Genomic DNA, 16827 nt, shown 5'->3' on the forward strand with positions numbered 1-16827 from the left:
GAATAGCTCCCTTTGAGCGGCGTCAGGTTTGGTAAACGGCAGCCCATGGATTATTTCGCCCAGCAACTCATCAATGGTCTCGTCCTGGGCTCGATCTACGGGCTGATCGCGATCGGCTACACGATGGTGTACGGCATCGTCGGCATGATCAACTTCGCCCATGGCGACGTCTTCATGATCGGCGGCTTCATTGCCCTCATCACCTTCCTGATCCTGATCTCGTTCGGGCTGACCGCCATCCCCGTGATCCTGCTCGTCGTGCTGTTGGTCTCGATGGCGATCACCGCGCTCTATGGCTGGACCATCGAGCGCATTGCCTACCGGCCGCTGCGCCATTCCTTCCGCCTCGCCCCGATGCTGTCAGCGATCGGCATGTCCTTCGTGCTGACCAACTATTCGCAAGTGGCACAAGGCGCGCGCGTCAAGCCGATCCCGCCCTTCATCACCGGCGGCTACACGCTGCACGAGAGCCCGGACGGCTTCGTGATCCAGCTCTCCAATATCCAGATCATGGTGGTCGTCACCACCATCGTGCTTCTGGCAATCTTCACCTGGCTGGTATCGAGCACCCGCCTCGGCCGCGACATGCGCGCCTGCGAGCAGGATCAGACCATGGCGGCACTGCTCGGCGTCAACGTTGACCGCACCATCTCCATGACCTTCGTGATCGGCGCCGCGCTCGCTGCGGTGGCCGGCCTGATGTACCTGCTCTATTACGGCCTGGTCGACTTCTTCATGGGCTTCGTCGCCGGCATCAAGGCGTTCACCGCCGCCGTGCTCGGCGGCATCGGCTCGCTGCCGGGCGCCATGCTCGGCGGGCTCGCGATCGGTCTGATCGAGACGTTCTGGTCGGCCTATTTCTCGGTCGAATACAAGGACGTCGCGGCGTTCTCCATCCTGATCGTCGTGCTGATCTTCATGCCGACCGGCCTGCTCGGCCGTCCCGAAGTCGAAAAAGTCTGACGGACCGGCCGCGTGACAGCTCCCTCGACCAACACGGCCAAACCTGCAACTGGCATCTCCGCCATCCTCAAGACCGCCTTCATCAACGCCCTCATCGCGCTGGTGCTGTTCTCGCTGATGGTCGGCGTCCGGACCGAGGCAGGCCCCGACGGTCAGCTCACCTATTGGACTAGGTTCGGCGAGTTGGCCTCCCTCGTCGCCGCGGTGTTCGGCGGCTCGATCGTGATCGAGCTGCTGCGGCAATGGATCGGTACGACCGGCGCCGACAAGCTGGTGCCGCCGGCCGTGCAGAGCGGCATGTCCCTGCTCGGCCGCTACGTCGCGCCGGCGCTGCTGATTTTCACGGTGCTGGTGCCCGTCATCTTCTATAACCAGCGCTACATCCTCGATCTCGCGATCCTCGTGCTCACTTACGTGATGCTGGGGTGGGGATTGAACGTCGTGGTCGGGCTCGCCGGCCTGCTCGATCTCGGCTACGTCGCGTTCTATGCGGTCGGCGCCTATTCCTACGGACTGCTCGCCACCAATTTCGGCTGGTCGTTCTGGATCTGCCTGCCGCTCGCCGGCATTCTCGCCGCGTTCTGGGGCGTGCTGCTGGGCTTTCCCGTGCTGCGCCTGCGGGGCGACTATCTCGCCATCGTGACGCTCGCGTTCGGCGAGATCATCCGGCTCGTTATCATCAACTGGCAGGATCTGACGGGTGGCCCGAACGGCGTCTCCGGCATTCCACGTCCCTCCTTCTTCGGCATCCCGCTCGACAACAGCGATGACGGGCTCGCCGCCAAGCTCGGCATCGAATATTCGGCGACCCACCGCATCATTTTCCTGTTCTACCTGATCCTGGCGCTTGCGCTGCTCACCAATTGGGTGACGATCCGCCTGCGCCGTCTGCCGATCGGTCGCGCCTGGGAAGCCCTGCGCGAGGACGAGGTCGCTTGCCGCGCGCTCGGCATCAACACCACGACTACCAAGCTCACGGCCTTCGCGACCGGCGCCATGTTCGGCGGCTTCGCCGGTGCGTTCTTCGCCACCCGCCAAGGCTTCATCAGCCCGGAATCCTTCACCTTCCAGGAATCGGCGCTGGTGCTTGCCATCGTCGTGCTCGGCGGCATGGGCTCCCAGCTCGGCGTGGCGCTCGCCGCGCTCGCCATGATCGGCGGCTTCGAGCTGTTCCGCGGCCTGGAAACCTACCGCATGCTGGTGTTCGGCATGGCGATGGTGCTGATCATGATCTGGCGGCCGCGCGGACTGGTTGGCCACCGCGCACCCACGGTGTATCTGACCAAGGCCAAAGCGATCTCCTCCGACCTCGTCAAGGAAGGGCACGGATGAGCAGCGACAGGATTCTCAGCGTCGAGCGGCTCACCATGCGCTTCGGCGGCATCGTCGCCGTGCAGGACCTGTCTTTCGCCGCCGAGCGGAAGAAGATCACCGCGCTGATCGGGCCGAACGGCGCCGGTAAGACCACGGTCTTCAACTGCATTACCGGGTTCTACAAGCCGACCGGCGGGGCCATTCGCCTGAGCCATGACGACGGCAAGGTGATCGCGCTGGAGCGACTGAACGATTTCCGCATCGCCAAGCAGGCCAGGGTGGCGCGCACGTTCCAGAACATCCGTCTGTTTCCCGGCATGACGGCGCTGGAAAACCTGATGGTGGCGCAGCACAACGCTCTGATGCGCGCCTCCGGCTTCACCTTCCTCGGCCTTGTCGGCGCCCCCGCCTACCACAAGGCCGAGCAGCGCGCGATCGAGCTCGCCACCGACTGGCTGAGGCGAGTCAATCTGCTCGACCGCGCCGACGACGCAGCCGGCAATTTCGCTTATGGCGACCAGCGCCGGCTGGAAATCGCCCGGGCCATGTGCACCGAGCCTGCCCTGTTGTGCCTGGACGAGCCCGCCGCCGGCCTCAATGCGCGCGAGAGCGCGGCGCTGAGCGAGCTTTTGCTCTCGATACGGGACGAGCTCGGCACCTCGATTCTGCTGATCGAGCACGACATGTCGGTGGTGATGGAGATCTCCGACCACATCGTGGTGATGGATCATGGCGTAAAGATCGCCGAAGGCACGCCGCGAGCGGTGCGCGACGATCCCAAGGTGATCGCCGCCTATCTCGGCGCGGATGAGGACGAGGCGGTGGCCGTGATGGAGAGCGGGACGTGACCTCGCCGTTGCTCGCGATCCGCGGACTTCGCGCCGCCTACGGCAAGATCGAGGCGCTGAAGGGCGTCGACGTCGAGATCAATGCCGGCGAGATCGTGGCGCTGATCGGCGCCAACGGCGCCGGCAAGTCGACGCTGATGATGACGATCTTCGGCAAGCCGCGCGCCCGCGCCGGCCAGATCCTCTATGAAGGCCGCGACATCACCGACGTGCCCACCCACGAGATCGCGCATCTGCGCATCGCGCAATCGCCGGAAGGCCGCCGCATCTTCCCGCGCATGAGCGTGGCGGAAAATCTTCAGATGGGGGCGGACTCCACCGAATGCACCGACGCCGAACGCGATGCGACGCTGCAACGCGTGTTCACGCTGTTTCCGCGGCTGAAGGAACGCTATGCCCAGCGCGGTGGAACCCTGTCCGGCGGCGAGCAGCAGATGCTGGCCATCGGTCGCGCGCTGATGAGCCGTCCCCGCCTGCTCCTGCTCGACGAGCCCTCGCTTGGCCTCGCACCGCTGATCGCACGCCAGATTTTCGATGCGATCCGCACCCTGAACCGGCAGGACGGCCTGACTGTCCTGATCGTCGAGCAGAACGCCAACCATGCGCTCAAGCTCGCCCATCGCGGTTACGTCATGGTCAATGGCCTGATCACCTTGGCCGGGACCGGCACCGAATTGCTGCAGCGCCCGGAGATTCGCGCCGCCTATCTGGAAGGCGGACGCCACGGCTGACCCAACCAGGACCGACAAGTGCGGCCGAATGTGGCGAGATATCTCCGCAAATGCCCGTATTTTGCCGGTGACTTCTCCTCGAATTCATTCGAGAATGGCGCCGGTTTGAACCGGGCATTCCCGGCAACGTCCACAGGCGACCACCCGCGAGGTATCTCATGAAATCACTGAAGCTCATCGGTCTGGCATTCGGCGCATCGATCGCGCTGTCGAGCGCGGCTTTCGCGCAGGATGTCACCGTCGCAGTCGCAGGCCCGATGACCGGCGGCGAGTCCGCCTTCGGCCGGCAGATGAAGAACGGCGCCGAGATGGCCGTGGCCGATATCAATGCCGCCGGCGGCGTCAACGGCAAGAAGCTCGCGCTCTCCGTCGAAGACGACGCCTGCGACCCGAAACAGGCGCGCTCGATCGCCGAGAAGATCGCCGGCGCGAAAATCCCGTTCGTGGCCGGGCACTATTGCTCGTCGTCGTCGATCCCGGCTTCGGAAGCCTATGCCGACGGCAACGTGCTCCAGATCACGCCGGCCTCGACCAACCCGCTGTTCACCGAGCGCAAGCTCTGGAACGTGGCGCGCGTCTGCGGCCGTGACGATCAGCAGGGCCTGATCGCCGCGCAGTACATTGCCAAGAACTACAAGGGCAAGAACATCGCGATTCTCAACGACAAGACCACCTACGGTAAGGGACTTGCCGACGAGACCAAGAAGGCACTGAACAAGGCCGGCATCACCGAGAAGATGTACGAGTCGTACAACAAGGGCGACAAGGACTTCAACGCGATCGTCTCTCGCCTGAAGCGCGACAACATCGACCTCGTCTATGTCGGCGGCTATCATCAGGAGAGCGGTTTGATCCTGCGCCAGATGCGGGACCAGGGCCTCAAGACCGTACTGATGGCCGGCGACGCGCTCGCCGACAAGGAGTACGCCTCCATCACCGGCCCTGCCGGCGAAGGCACGCTGTTCACCTTCGGCCCCGACCCGCGCAACAAGCCGACCGCGAAGAAGATCGTCGAGGCATTCAAGGCCAAGAACATCGACCCCGAGGGCTACACCCTCTACACCTACGCGGCGATGCAGGTGTGGTCGCAGGCGGCCAAGAAGGCCGGCACCACCGACGCCAAGAAGGTCATGGCGGCGATGAAGGCCGGCAAGTGGGACACCGTGATCGGCCCGGTCGAATATGACTCCAAGGGCGACATCAAGCAGATCGACTACGTCGTCTACAAATGGGACGCCAAGGGCGGCTACGCCGAGATCAGCGGCAACGGCACCTGAGCGCGCTTGCCGGGCCTTTGGGCCGCCATCCACTCATCATCGCGCCCCGGCCTGGCCCGGGGCGTTTCTTCTTGAGGCAGCATCAGACGGCTGCGGCCAGCTTGCCGCCGACGGCGGCCTGGGCCTTCCGCAAGGCCTGCAGCAGATCGTTCGGCCGAAACGGCTTTTGCAGGCAGACCACGTTGGCGAGATGAGGCGATTGGTCCACGAAGTCGAGCGCCGTCATGCCGGATACCGCAATGATTGGCAGCGCCGGTGCGCGCTCGCGCAGGGTCGCGATGACGTCGGCCCCGCTGGTGTCGCCGAGAAAGATGTCGACGATCGCCGCGTCACAGGGGCTCTCCGCGAAGGCCTTCAGCCCAGCCGCCCCGCTTTCGGCCTCCACGACCTCGAAACGATTGACGCGAAGCACGATCGCGACCATCGCACGGACGTCCTTCTGGTCGTCGATGATGAGAACGCGGGGCATGGGAACAACTCCCGATATCCGAATCACCAGGTTCGGCCCTGGAACCCGCCACAGCGGAGGTGCATTGTGGCATCGCCCGGTAAAGGGCATCTTACCCAATCCCTGTTCCGTGTTCCCACCGCGGTTAAGAAAGCTGTAACCTTCGGTTGAGTCGTGGCCGGTCCTGTTCACGATCCGCACCCAAAACCGCTACCATGAACGGACTGCCGGCCGAATGAGACCAGCGGAGATGCTCAAACCCGACCCGTTCAAGTCCGACCCGCGACAGGTGGATGTGCCTGCGATGGTCGACCGAAGCACGTTTCTTTCGACCCTGCCGGCCACTTCGGCAGACCGTAACGCAGCATTGACGATCGTCGGCGTGTCCTCCCTCCTGTTTGCAGCGGCCGTGCCCTTCGCGGGTACCCCGCTTCTGCCGGTGCCGGCCTTCGTCGCGAGTTATCAATCTGCGCTCGCCGTGAGCGACATCGTCACGGCCGTGCTGCTGCTGTCGCAATTTGCGATCTTGCGGACCCGCGCGCTGCTGTGGCTCGCGACCGGCTATCTCTTCACCGCCGCGGCGGCGCTGGTTCATGCCCTCACCTTCCCCGGACTGTTCGCACCCACCGGACTCTTTGGCGCGGGCCGGCAGACCACGGTCTGGCTCTACATGATCTGGCACGCCGGCTTTCCGCTGTGCGTGATGGCTTATGCCTGGCTGAAAGAAAATGACGGTGGTCCCCGGATCCGCGGCACGGCAAGCCGGGCGATTTATGCCAGCGTGCTCGGCGTCACCGCCGCGATGGCCGTCTTCGCCTGGATCGTGACCGCGCAGCACGATCTGCTGCCGGTCCTGCTGCGCGACGGTCGGTACACGACAACCATGATCGGAGGCGTGTCCTTCGTGTGGTCGCTGAGCTTTGCCGCGCTGATCTCGCTCTGGTTCCGCAAGCCGCACACGGTGATCGACGTCTGGCTCATGGTGGTCATGTGCGCCTGGCTGTTCGACATCGCGTTGTCGGCGATCGTCAACGTCGCGCGCTTCGATCTCGGCTTCTATGCCGGCCGGCTCTACGGTCTCGCGGCGGCCACCTTCGTGCTCGCAGTGCTTCTCATCGAGAACGTCCGCCTCCAGGCGCATACGGTGGGCCTCGTCGGCAGGCTGCGCCAGCAATCGGCCTCGGAACGCGACTATTACGGCAAGCGCCTCGCGCTGTACGGCGCGGTCGTCGAATCGTCCAACGATGCCATCATAACGAAATCGCTCGATGGCATCATCACCGGCTGGAACAAGGCCGCCGAACATCTTTTCGGCTATTCCGCTGCCGAGGCCATCGGCAAGCCGATCGACATCATCGTCCCGCCGGATCTCAAAGGCGAGGTCAGGAGCATCCTCAACCGGATCGCCAGCAACGAGTCGATTGCCCAGCACGAGACGATCCGGATCCGAAAAGACGGAAGCCCGCTCGACGTCGTCCTCAACGTTACACCGCTGCGGACCGATGAGGGAGAAATCATCGGCGCCTCCAAGATCGCTCACGACATTACCGAAGAGAAGCAGGCGAGAGAGAAGCTGCGCCGGGAGACCGAAGAACGCCAGCGCATCTTCGAGACCTCGCAGGACCTGATCCTGGTCACCGACGGCTATGGCAATTTCGTCCAGGTCAGCCCGAGCGTGAAGAACATTCTCGGCTACGACCCCGAGGATATGGTCGGGCACAGCGCGACCGAGTTCATCCATCCCGACGATCTCGAGAAGACGCGGAACGAGATGCGCGCAGCGCGTCGCGGTGCGGTCAAGCGCAGCTTCGAGGCGCGCTACTACCATTACGACGGTCACGAGGTCGCGCTGAACTGGATGGGCACCTGGTCCGAGCCGGTGAAGCGCCACTACTTCATCGGCCGCGATCTCACCGACAAGCAGGCTGCCGAAGCCCAGCTCCGGCAGATCCAGAAGATGGACTCGATCGGGCAATTGACCGGCGGCGTCGCCCACGATTTCAACAACGTGCTGACCGTCATCACGGGTACGATCGGCATTCTCAGCGATGCGGTCGCCGACCGGCCCGAGCTTGCCGCCATCACCAGGCTGATCGACGACGCCGCCGAGCGCGGAGCGCAGCTGACCAAGCATCTGCTCGCCTTCGCCCGCAAGCAGCCGCTCCAGCCGCGCGAGATCGACGTGAACGCGCTGGCGCTCGAAGCCGCCAAGCTGCTGCATCCGACGCTCGGCGAGCAGATCACCATCATGCCGCAACTCACCGAGGATGCCTGGCCGACGCTGGTCGACCCGGGCCAGCTGTCCACCGCGATCCTCAATCTCGCGTTGAACGCTCGCGACGCCATGCCCGACGGCGGCACCCTGGTGCTGGAGACCCGCAACGTCTTCCTCGACGACGGCTATGCCAGCATGAACCCCGACGTCGTTGCCGGCAATTACGTGATGATCGCGGTCAGCGACACCGGCAGCGGAATTCCCGCCGAGCTGATCGACCGGGTGTTCGATCCCTTCTTCACCACCAAGGAGGTCGGCAAGGGCACTGGCCTTGGCCTCAGCATGGTGTTCGGCTTCGTCAAGCAGTCGGGCGGCCACATCAAGATCTACAGCGAAGAAGGTCACGGCACGAGCGTGAAGATCTACCTGCCGCGCTCGACCGGGATGCAGGAGACCGAGTTCGAAGCGCTCCAGAACGCGCCCATCGCCGGCGGCGACGAGAAGATCCTGATCGTCGAGGACGATGCACTGGTGCGGCAGTATGTCGTGACGCAGGTCAAGAGCCTCGGCTATACCGCGCTCGAGGCTGCCAACGGCGCCGAGGCCCTCAATATCATCGACAGCGACGAGACCATCGACCTGCTCTTCACCGACATCATCATGCCCGGCAACATGAACGGCCGCCAGCTTGCTGACGAGGCGGCCCGTCGCCGCCCCGACCTGAAGACGCTGTTCACCTCGGGCTACACTGAAAATGCCATCGTCCATCATGGCCGGCTCGATTCCGGCGTGCTGCTGCTCGCCAAGCCCTACCGCAAATCCGAGCTCGCCAAAATGCTCAGGACCGCGCTCGCCAGTTGAGCCTGCGGCATCGCTGCGCTATCGCGGATCGCGAAATGCTCTCAACAACGAGACCATCTTGAAAAACCTTCTGACCGATATCGCCGGCGTCCGGGTCGGCCATGCCGAGAATATCAAAGTGGCCTCCGGCACGACCGCCATCATTTTCGACCAGCCCGCCGTCGCGGCGATCGACGTCCGGGGCGGCGGACCCGGCACGCGCGAGGTCTCGCTGCTCGAGGTCGCCAACACGGTCGAGCGGGTCGACGCGATCGCGCTCTCCGGCGGCTCCGCCTTTGGCCTCGATGCCGGCGGCGGCGTGCAGGCCTGGCTCGCCGAACAGGGCCGCGGCTTCAGGGTCCGGGAGGCCGTGGTCCCGCTCGTTCCGGGCGCGATCGTGTTCGACCTGCTCAACGGCGGCGACAAGGCCTGGGGCCGCTTCTCGCCCTATCGCGATCTCGGCTATGCCGCCGCCGCTTCCGCCGACACCGACTTCGCGCTCGGCAGCGTCGGTGCGGGCCTGGGTGCGACCACCGCCACTTTCAAGGGCGGTATCGGCTCGGCATCGGCCGTCACGGCGAACGGCGTCAAGGTCGCCGCGATCATGGTGGTGAACGCGGTCGGCAGCGTGACGGTCGGCAACGGCCCGTGGTTCTGGGCGGCGCCGTTCGAGGAAAACGGCGAGTTCGGCGGACGTGGCCTGCCGCCTGCGTTCACGCCCGACATGCTGGCGATGCGCATCAAAGGCGGGCCGGCCGCGAGCGAGCGCGAGAACACCACGATCGGCCTCGTCGTCACCGACGCTGTTCTCAGCAAGGCGCAGGCCAAGCGGCTCGCGATGATCGCGCAGACCGGATTCGCCCGCGCGGTTTATCCGGTGCACGCTCCGCTCGACGGCGACGTGCTGTTCGCCGCAGCCACGTGCGAGAAGCCGATCGAGCCGCTGGTCGAGCTCACCGAGCTCGGCATGGTCGCCGCCAACGTGGTCGCACGCGCGATCGCGAGCGGCGTGTACAGCGCGACCGCGCTGCCGTTCCCCGGTGCGCTGCCGGCGTGGAAGGACAAGTTCGGCTAGGCGAGAAACGAAACGGCGGACACGGCGTTGTCTCGGCGGACCGAGGTGTTCCGCCATGCCGTCGTCCGTGATCCGCTTCTTTCGATATGCACCGGGCACGCGCGAGCTGAAGGTGACTTTCGTCAGCGGGAGGATCTACCTCTATGAGGACGTTCCGCCCGAGGCCGCCGCTGCATTCAGTCAAGCGCGCTCAAAAGGGGCGTTCTTCAATCGCGAGATCCGCGACCGTTATGTCTATCGTGACATCACGCACGAATATGCAGGGTAGCCTTGGAGCGCGCTTACACGCTCATTGACATTGATGAAGCCGACCCCGCCGAAGCCTGCGCCTGACGCTGCATCATCTGCCCGAACCAGTCATAAGGCGAACTGCCGCCGCCGTTGGCATTCGAACTGCTGGAGGCGCCAGGCACGGTGGTCGACATCTTGAAGCCGTCGGCATAGGTGACGGTGGTGGTGGTCGAGCCATCGGCATTGGTCGTCGTGGTCGACGTCGAGCCGCCGGATTGCGACGAGGAGTCCGAACCACCGCCCGAACTGCCGGCACCCTGCGCCTGATGGCCGTGGCCGCCCCGCAGCGCCTTCGTCATCTCTCCGAGATTGATGTCGCCATCCGCATTCGCGTCCATCTTCGAGAACACCTCATCGGCCTTGGCCAGATTGGTGCCGCCCGCGCCGAGGGCATCCTCGAACTCGGACTTGGTGATCTTGCCGTCACCGTCCCCATCGATCTGCGAGAACAGGTCCTTCAGCGCATCCTCGGGACTCTTCGATGCCGAAGACGCCGCCCCAGTCGAGGATGAGCTGGTCGCGCCGCTCCTGTCCGTCGACTGGCCCTGCGCCGCGAACAGCGCGTTCATCGTCTCCGGCGAGATCTGCGGATATCTGCCCGAGTTGACCGACGAGGCCGCGCCGCTGGTCGTGCTGCTGCCGCTGTCGATCGCGAACGGGTTGGTCGTGCCTTGCGTCGATCCCGTCTTCTGCGTCGATGACGACGATTTCGAGTTCGTCAGCGACTGGATCGCGCCGAGCGCACTCGATACCGCACCAAGGGCGAACAACATTGCACAACTCCAACCGGTGCGGCATGCCGCGGCCAACATTCAGGACTGACGTCAGCAAGCGTCGTGCCAGCGTGAAAAGCTCAATGAAATCCGCCTCCGCCGCGCTTGCCGCCGTCGGGGAACACCGGCAATTCGTGCCGGTCGCGGCAGAAATTTCCGCCCACAGGAAGCACGGCTCCCCTGCATTGCCCGCCACGGAGGCCCATGTTAGGCGAGGCCATCCTTCACGGCCGCCACGGAAAACGCGCCATGACCCAAGCCTTCGCACCCCGCCCCCTGGCCATTGCGCCCTCGATGCTGGCCTCGGACTTCTCCAGGCTCGGCGAGGAGGTGCGCGCGGTGGATGCCGCCGGCGCCGACTGGATCCATCTCGACGTGATGGACGGGCACTTCGTTCCGAACATCTCCTACGGCCCTGATGTCATCAAGGCGATGCGCCCGCACACGAATAAGATCTTCGACGCGCATCTGATGATCTCGCCCTGCGATCCCTATCTCGAGGCCTTTGCGAAAGCCGGCTGCGACCACATCACCGTGCATGCGGAGGCAGGTCCCCACCTGCACCGCTCGCTCCAGGCGATCCGCGCGCTCGGCAAGAAGGCCGGCGTCTCGCTCAATCCGGCAACGCCGATCAGCGCGCTCGAATACGTCCTCGACCTCGTCGACCTCGTGCTGGTGATGTCGGTCAATCCCGGCTTCGGCGGCCAGGCCTTCATCCCCTCCGCGATCGGCAAGATCCGTGACATCCGCGCGATGACGGCCGGCCGGCCGATCGATATCGAGGTCGACGGCGGCGTCGGCCCCGATGTTGCCGGCGCGCTCGCGGCGGCTGGCGCCAACGCCTTCGTCGCCGGCACCTCCGTGTTCAAGGGCGGCACGCAGGACGCCTACAAGACCAACATCGCCGCGATCCGCAACGCGGCGCTGGGGGCCCGCGGCGAAGCGATTTGAGCTGGATCAAGCGGCGCAGGCTGACGAGGAGCAATCCCGTGGCGTCTCCGGGTGCTGCAGCGCGCACCGCCTGGATTGCAATCCTGATCCGTACTCGTCCGGACTTCACTGATTCGCGCAAATCACCGCAAGTGACTCCTGTCTGCTTTTGACGGGAGCACATCATGACGACGACCCTGATTTGGACTGGCGTAGCGTTGTGGTTCGGACTCAACGCGGCGATGGCGACTCGCAGACGCTGCGCGGCACAGCCGGTGAAGGCCGTGACTTCTGCCCGCATCATTTCACGTCATCGTCACCCGGGCTGAGCGCCATGCAGATCGCACTGGTGAAGCGCCAGCCGAAACGCAGATGCCGGATTCCGCGTCGCCCGCATCCAGGCCTCGAGGACTTCTTCGGCCGCCTCGAGCGCGCCGACAGAATGCTGGACGACGATGCCGGGCCCGACGCCGACCTCGACCATTCGTTCTCCTCGCAGCGCCAACACTGAGATTTCCTTTTCCGGACCGACCCAATGAAACCGCATTGCCCGACCTGCCTCAAGGAAATGACCAGGGCGTCCGCGTCGCGTAACCTGTTCAGTTGCGAACCTTGCCGCGAGATCATCCAGTATTTTGGCGGCGGCGCGGATCACGGCGAGCCCGGCCCGCAATTCTGCTGGCCCATCCGCCGCAAGCGCTCCGCCCACGCGGCCTGACTCGAACCCGCAAGACGCCAGGCGGGCTATCCCGCAATGTCGCCGGCATCTGAGCCGCCGACATTGCCAGCCAGTCGCGGCGGCCGCACCACGGTGACGGTGCAGGTCGCTTCCGCGGCTACCTTGGCCGAGACGCTGCCGAGCAGCGTGCGCCTGAACGAACTCTGCCGTGCGCCGACAATGACGTGATCGACCTGGTTGGCCTCGGCGAATTCCAGGATCGCGGCGGCGGGATCGACCGCCTCCAGCACATGAGCCGACAGCCGGCTCTCATCCAGCTTGAGCGGCGTCGCCCAATGCCTGAGCGCGACCAGGCGGTCGATATGCTTGTTGGAGCCCTGCTCGTCGAGGGTACGGTCGATCGAGATCCGGTTCAGCTTGAGCACGTTGAGGCAGGCAAGCCGCGCCGACGGCAAGGTGGCGAGGATGCGTTCGGTCGTCACGCGCAGCGCCTCGTTCAGCTCCGGTGCACCTTCCACCGTGTCCAGCGCGACAGCGAGGATCGGACTCGATGCGATTTGGGCGGCGACGTCCGATTTCGCGCGCGGCGCCAAGACGCCCAGGTTAAAGCGGCGCCGCCACGCGACGCTGAGAGGATCACGTTTCACCCGCTCCGAGCGCGCGGTGAGCTTGACCTGGTCCGGATGGGCGAGATCGAAGGCGAGCTGAGACGCCGTCGGGTAGCGCCACACCGGCTCGATCTCGAGACACCGCAACACCACCTCCTGAAGCCAGGGCGGATAATCCGCCCGGATCTTGCGCGGCGGATGCGGGTCGCGCCAGAGCCGGCGCCGCATGGCACGCAGCGTCTCGCCCTCGCCGAACGGCCGCTCGCCGGTCGTGAAGAAATAGAGCAGCACGCCGAGCGAGAACAGGTCGCTGCGCGGATCGTCGCGAACGCCCAGGAGCCGCTCGGGCGCCATATAGGGCGCAGTGCCGTAAGGCAGGCGGAACTCTTCCTGCAACAGATCAGGCAGATGGTTGTGGTGCGACAGGCCGTAGTCGATCAGAACCGCCTCGCCTGAATCACGAAACATGATGCTGCTCGGCTTGATGTCGTGATGGATCACGCTCTGCCGATGCAGATCGGCGAGCGCGAGCGCGATCTTTGCGACGAGCTGCCGCGCCTCGTCATAGGGCAGCGGCAGGTCGGGGAGCCGCTTGTAGAGCGTAGCGCCAGGGATGCGCTCGATCACGACATAGGCCTGATGCGCGAAATCCCCGGTGCCGAAGCAGGCCGGCACGTGCGGACCTGCAAGCCGCGGCAGGATCATCATCTCCATCTCGAAGGAGACGATCGCGGCGGGGTCCTCGCCCTCCGACACCCGCGGGATCTTCATCAGCAAGGGCACATCGATGCCGGGATGGGTGACGGTCCACAGCGTTGCCATACCGCCGGCATGCACGCATTCACCGATGGTGTAACCGTCGATCTCCGCGCCCGACTTGACAAGGGGTTTCGGCATCGCAGTCAGCGCCCTTGCGACAGCCTGTCGGCCAGCCAGGGCGGCAGTCCGTTGTCGCGGATCCTGCTTGCCGCGGTCGCGATGTCGTAAGGGGCGCGGCAATAGGTGATCTGGCATGAGACCGTGTCGAACAGCGCGAAGGATGCGGACGGATCGCCATCGCGGGGCTGGCCGACCGAGCCAAGCACGGCGAGCCATTGCCGCCCGCGCAGGAGCTGCACGGGAACGTCGGTCTTCGGCACGAAGCTCGTCATCTTCGCCGTCACCGACATCGAATAGAGCGCGGGGCGATGGATGTGGCCGCAGAACGTGACATGGGCGGGCGTCGCGATCAGGCTCTTGGCGGCGTCCACCGTCGAGCGGACATAGTGCCAGCGCTGGGGATGAGAGGCCTCCGAGTGCACGAACAGGCGATCGCTGTCCTCCACCAGCATCGGTAACTCAGCCAGGAACCGCCGCTGCGCGATGTCGAGCCGGCCGCGGGTCCATTCGATCGCGATTTGCGCTTCGGCGTTCATGGTCTCCGCCGAGGAGTTGACCGCCTGGTCGTGGTTGCCGCGCACGGCAACAGCCCCCTGGGCCACGAGCTCCATTGCGCTATCCACCACCCATTCCGGATCGGCGCCGTAACCAACGAAATCGCCGAGCAGGACGAACTGCTCCGCGCCTTTCGCACGGGCGATTTTCAGGCAGGCCTCGAACGCCTGCCGGTTGCCGTGAATATCCGAGAAGACAGCTAGGAGCACGCACCCTCCACCCCTCGAACTCATATTGAAAGCCGATAAGGCCAAATTGAGGGAGATCAAGAAGATGCGCCAGCGCTGCGCCGTTTACCAGCGCTGGCCTGCGGTGATGATGAAGGGCCTATCGTTCGTCCTTGGGCGGCATCCGGGGCGGCGGAATCGGGGTGAACACCGCGCCTTGCGCGCCGGCCGGCGGCGCATTGAACTCGCCGGTCGAGGAATCGCCGCCGCTTGTCTCCAAAATGGTCTTGGGCGTCACATATTCCCGGACCATGTCGATCAGGCTGCCGTCGCCGCCGCCGAAATCCGCGGCCCGCCCGCCTTGAGGGTGACCGGCTGCGATCTCGTTCTGCGCGGCATGGGTCTTGTCGGCCAGCCTGTCGTCGTACGGCACCCGGAAGGCCCGGGGGATGCCGCTCGGACGATTGTCCTCATCCAGCGCCTCGACCCACAGATAGATCGAGCCGGGATCGCCTTCCAGTGAGTGCGGCTCGACAATGCGGGCCTGGAGCAGCTTGAAGGCGGAGGGCATCCGTTCGGAGCTGGCCCAGCCGAGCAGCCCGCGCATCTCGGTAAAGCTCACGACATAGAAGGTGCTGGTCACGACCACGGCGACCGCCTTCAATGACCAGTGCAACCGCGCATAGACCAGCACGACCAGCAGCAGAGCGCCGATGACCGCGTAGGCGACCGACAGCGTCAGGATGACGGTTTGCAGATTACTCACGGCGCATCCTCACACCGGTCTTCGGATCGATGTCGGCGCCGTTGGCGCGCACGTTGCGGAACGTCTCCAGCAGGGATTTCGGCCGCTGGTCGACATTGATGACCTTGCCCTCGGAATCGAGCCGGAAACGCACCGCGGTCTTCTCGTCGCCGGTATGGCCGAGCACGAGCTTGTTGTCGAAGATCACCTGCGCGGTCGGGTTGAGCTTCTGCACCTTCACGCTCGCCGTAACAGGCTCGCCGGTCGTTGCCTGGAAATGCGAAACGTTGACGGTGTATTCGCCGGCGACGATGCCGCGCACCGTGACGATCTCCTCGCGGATCGGCGAAGCGATCTTCTTGCCGTTGACGATGATGAAATCATTGGCCCCGCCGCGGTCGTCGCGGTCGAGCGTGAGGAAACCGGCCTCGCGGTGGCGATACCAGGCGATGTTGCCGGCGGGATCCTGCACGAAGAGGTCGAGATCGTCAGGATGATTGTCCGGCCAGTCCATCGTGATGATGAACTCCGCCTTGGAATCGATCTTGCCTTCCTTGGCGTCCGGCGAGACCGCGAGCAGCGCCAGGAAGAACAGGAACGCGATCACCTGGAGCGCCTTGAACAGCATCACGCCCAGCGGATCGAACGGCTCCTCGCGCGGATAGAGACCGAAATCATCCATCATGACGGCGCACCGGAACCTTTGCGCTCCAGCACCGGCGTCACGTAGGTCTCCGTCAGCACCACCGCATCCGAGAACACCCGCTGGGTCGCGGTATCCAGCATGTAATACTGGATCCGGACCAGGATCGAGCCGACGAGGCCGGCCAGCGTCGTGTACATCGCGACAGCCATGCCGTCGCTCATCAAGCCCATCGAGGAACGCATCGCGACCTTGTCGGCGGCATCCAGCCCCGCGATCGGCGCCAGCATGATGATGAAGCCGATAATGGTGCCGAGCAGGCCGAGCTTCATCAGCGTATCGGAGACGAAAGCACCGAAGCCGTTGGAGCCCCGCAAGCGATCAGCGAGGTTTCGCAATAGCAGCGTCTGGTCGACCGGCCGGTAGTCCTGCGCCGCAGCTTTCGTCACCAGGCTCTGGATGTGGTCGCGGACCAGTCCGCGCGGCAGCACGGCCGCACTCGCATCCAGCACCTTGCTGCCGTCCGGCGCCGCCAGCACCGCCCGGCAGCGCCGCGCCGCTGCGCCTTCACGCGCAATCGCCCGCGTGCGCAGGAAGCAGTGGCCGCAGGTGAGGACATAAAGCAGCGCGATCACGCTGGAAATGTAGGTCCGGTCCGAGGTCAGCATCAGGTGGATCAGGCCGAAGCGCCACAGCAGCACGACGGCGAAGATCGAGAGCCCGGTGAAGATCATCCAGAACAGCAGCGCGCTGCGCTCGGAGGGATCGGTCGAGGTCCCCGCGATCGGTCCAATCGTGATCGAACTCATGCTGCACCGCTCCTGGCTCGCAAGCACTGGCTTGCAA

17 protein-coding genes are annotated in these 16827 nt (G+C 64.9%); 9 read left to right on the plus strand and 8 right to left on the minus strand.

Annotated features, from left to right (window positions below):
* Window positions 1-45 precede the first annotated feature (45 nt).
* The 5 genes from ABIG06_RS36850 to ABIG06_RS36870 all read left to right on the plus strand — a co-directional run bounded on the left by ABIG06_RS36850 (window position 46) and on the right by ABIG06_RS36870 (window position 5133).
* Window positions 46-963 (plus strand): ABC transporter permease subunit, encoded by a 918-nt coding sequence (locus ABIG06_RS36850; protein ID WP_124162313.1) that lies wholly within the window; start codon window positions 46-48, stop codon window positions 961-963.
* A gap of 12 nt (window positions 964-975) precedes the next feature.
* A complete protein-coding gene (livM, locus tag ABIG06_RS36855) occupies window positions 976-2295 on the plus strand; it encodes a high-affinity branched-chain amino acid ABC transporter permease LivM (protein ID WP_124162314.1) in 1320 nt (439 codons plus the stop codon).
* Window positions 2292-3125 carry an ABC transporter ATP-binding protein gene (locus tag ABIG06_RS36860; protein ID WP_424578559.1) on the plus strand — a complete coding sequence of 278 codons (834 nt, stop codon included), beginning with the start codon at window positions 2292-2294 and terminating at the stop codon, window positions 3123-3125. Before livM ends, ABIG06_RS36860 begins: the two co-directional genes overlap by 4 nt.
* Entirely contained in the window at window positions 3122-3856 is a 735-nt protein-coding gene (locus ABIG06_RS36865) for an ABC transporter ATP-binding protein (RefSeq protein WP_124162316.1), read from the plus strand. The genes ABIG06_RS36860 and ABIG06_RS36865 overlap by 4 nt, the downstream gene beginning before the upstream one ends.
* Window positions 3857-4014: 158 nt before the next feature.
* Window positions 4015-5133 carry a branched-chain amino acid ABC transporter substrate-binding protein gene (locus tag ABIG06_RS36870; protein ID WP_124162317.1) on the plus strand — a complete coding sequence of 373 codons (1119 nt, stop codon included), beginning with the start codon at window positions 4015-4017 and terminating at the stop codon, window positions 5131-5133.
* 82 nt (window positions 5134-5215) lie between these two features.
* On the opposite strand, the gene ABIG06_RS36875 is transcribed toward ABIG06_RS36870, so the two are convergent.
* A complete protein-coding gene (locus ABIG06_RS36875; protein ID WP_370140501.1) occupies window positions 5216-5602 on the minus strand; it encodes a response regulator in 387 nt (128 codons plus the stop codon).
* Between the two features lie 229 nt (window positions 5603-5831).
* Between ABIG06_RS36875 and ABIG06_RS36880 the strand changes: the two genes are divergently transcribed.
* The 3 genes from ABIG06_RS36880 to ABIG06_RS36890 are packed head-to-tail and all read left to right on the plus strand — an operon-like array spanning window position 5832 to window position 9979.
* Window positions 5832-8657, plus strand: coding sequence for a PAS domain S-box protein (locus ABIG06_RS36880; RefSeq protein ID WP_370140502.1), 2826 nt, complete (start codon window positions 5832-5834; stop codon window positions 8655-8657).
* A gap of 58 nt (window positions 8658-8715) precedes the next feature.
* Window positions 8716-9711: a P1 family peptidase gene (locus ABIG06_RS36885; protein WP_370140503.1), complete on the plus strand. Its 996-nt coding sequence runs from the start codon at window positions 8716-8718 to the stop codon at window positions 9709-9711.
* Between the two features lie 55 nt (window positions 9712-9766).
* Window positions 9767-9979, plus strand: coding sequence for a KTSC domain-containing protein (locus tag ABIG06_RS36890; RefSeq protein WP_124162321.1), 213 nt, complete (start codon window positions 9767-9769; stop codon window positions 9977-9979).
* 13 nt (window positions 9980-9992) lie between these two features.
* On the opposite strand, the gene ABIG06_RS36895 is transcribed toward ABIG06_RS36890, so the two are convergent.
* Window positions 9993-10775: an EF-hand domain-containing protein gene (locus ABIG06_RS36895; protein WP_124162322.1), complete on the minus strand. Its 783-nt coding sequence runs from the start codon at window positions 10773-10775 to the stop codon at window positions 9993-9995.
* Between the two features lie 249 nt (window positions 10776-11024).
* Here ABIG06_RS36895 and rpe point away from each other — a divergent pair, with 249 nt between their 5' ends.
* A complete protein-coding gene (rpe, locus tag ABIG06_RS36900; protein ID WP_370140504.1) occupies window positions 11025-11726 on the plus strand; it encodes a ribulose-phosphate 3-epimerase in 702 nt (233 codons plus the stop codon).
* A gap of 295 nt (window positions 11727-12021) precedes the next feature.
* On the opposite strand, the gene ABIG06_RS36905 is transcribed toward rpe, so the two are convergent.
* The 6 genes from ABIG06_RS36905 to ABIG06_RS36930 all read right to left on the minus strand — a co-directional run bounded on the left by ABIG06_RS36905 (window position 12022) and on the right by ABIG06_RS36930 (window position 16790).
* On the minus strand, window positions 12022-12189 hold the full coding sequence (locus ABIG06_RS36905; RefSeq protein ID WP_370140505.1) for a hypothetical protein: 168 nt from the start codon (window positions 12187-12189) through the stop codon (window positions 12022-12024).
* 260 nt (window positions 12190-12449) lie between these two features.
* Complete coding sequence (locus tag ABIG06_RS36910) at window positions 12450-13889, minus strand: serine/threonine protein kinase (RefSeq protein ID WP_370140506.1); 1440 nt, start codon at window positions 13887-13889, stop codon at window positions 12450-12452.
* 5 nt (window positions 13890-13894) lie between these two features.
* Window positions 13895-14635, minus strand: coding sequence for a metallophosphoesterase family protein (locus tag ABIG06_RS36915; RefSeq protein ID WP_124162326.1), 741 nt, complete (start codon window positions 14633-14635; stop codon window positions 13895-13897).
* A gap of 118 nt (window positions 14636-14753) precedes the next feature.
* A complete protein-coding gene (locus ABIG06_RS36920; RefSeq protein WP_124162327.1) occupies window positions 14754-15359 on the minus strand; it encodes a hypothetical protein in 606 nt (201 codons plus the stop codon).
* Entirely contained in the window at window positions 15352-16023 is a 672-nt protein-coding gene (locus ABIG06_RS36925; protein WP_124162328.1) for a hypothetical protein, read from the minus strand. Before ABIG06_RS36925 ends, ABIG06_RS36920 begins: the two co-directional genes overlap by 8 nt.
* Window positions 16020-16790, minus strand: a complete 771-nt coding sequence (locus tag ABIG06_RS36930) for a MotA/TolQ/ExbB proton channel family protein (protein WP_124162329.1) — start codon at window positions 16788-16790, stop codon at window positions 16020-16022. The genes ABIG06_RS36925 and ABIG06_RS36930 overlap by 4 nt, the downstream gene beginning before the upstream one ends.
* Window positions 16791-16827 lie beyond the last annotated feature (37 nt).

Source organism: Bradyrhizobium sp. USDA 326 (assembly GCF_049739485.1).
Lineage (GTDB): Bacteria > Pseudomonadota > Alphaproteobacteria > Rhizobiales > Xanthobacteraceae > Bradyrhizobium.

Coding starts and splice junctions, on each gene's coding strand:
- ABIG06_RS36850 (WP_124162313.1), top strand. CDS start 46: ATGGATTATTTCGCCCAGCAACTCATCAATGGTCTCGTCCTGGGCTCG.
- ABIG06_RS36860 (WP_424578559.1), top strand. CDS start 2,292: ATGAGCAGCGACAGGATTCTCAGCGTCGAGCGGCTCACCATGCGCTTC.
- ABIG06_RS36870 (WP_124162317.1), top strand. CDS start 4,015: ATGAAATCACTGAAGCTCATCGGTCTGGCATTCGGCGCATCGATCGCG.
- ABIG06_RS36875 (WP_370140501.1), bottom strand. CDS start 5,602: ATGCCCCGCGTTCTCATCATCGACGACCAGAAGGACGTCCGTGCGATG.
- ABIG06_RS36880 (WP_370140502.1), top strand. CDS start 5,832: ATGCTCAAACCCGACCCGTTCAAGTCCGACCCGCGACAGGTGGATGTG.
- ABIG06_RS36890 (WP_124162321.1), top strand. CDS start 9,767: ATGCCGTCGTCCGTGATCCGCTTCTTTCGATATGCACCGGGCACGCGC.
- ABIG06_RS36895 (WP_124162322.1), bottom strand. CDS start 10,775: ATGTTGTTCGCCCTTGGTGCGGTATCGAGTGCGCTCGGCGCGATCCAG.
- rpe (WP_370140504.1), top strand. CDS start 11,025: ATGACCCAAGCCTTCGCACCCCGCCCCCTGGCCATTGCGCCCTCGATG.
- ABIG06_RS36905 (WP_370140505.1), bottom strand. CDS start 12,189: ATGGTCGAGGTCGGCGTCGGGCCCGGCATCGTCGTCCAGCATTCTGTC.
- ABIG06_RS36910 (WP_370140506.1), bottom strand. CDS start 13,889: ATGCCGAAACCCCTTGTCAAGTCGGGCGCGGAGATCGACGGTTACACC.
- ABIG06_RS36925 (WP_124162328.1), bottom strand. CDS start 16,023: ATGATGGATGATTTCGGTCTCTATCCGCGCGAGGAGCCGTTCGATCCG.
- ABIG06_RS36930 (WP_124162329.1), bottom strand. CDS start 16,790: ATGAGTTCGATCACGATTGGACCGATCGCGGGGACCTCGACCGATCCC.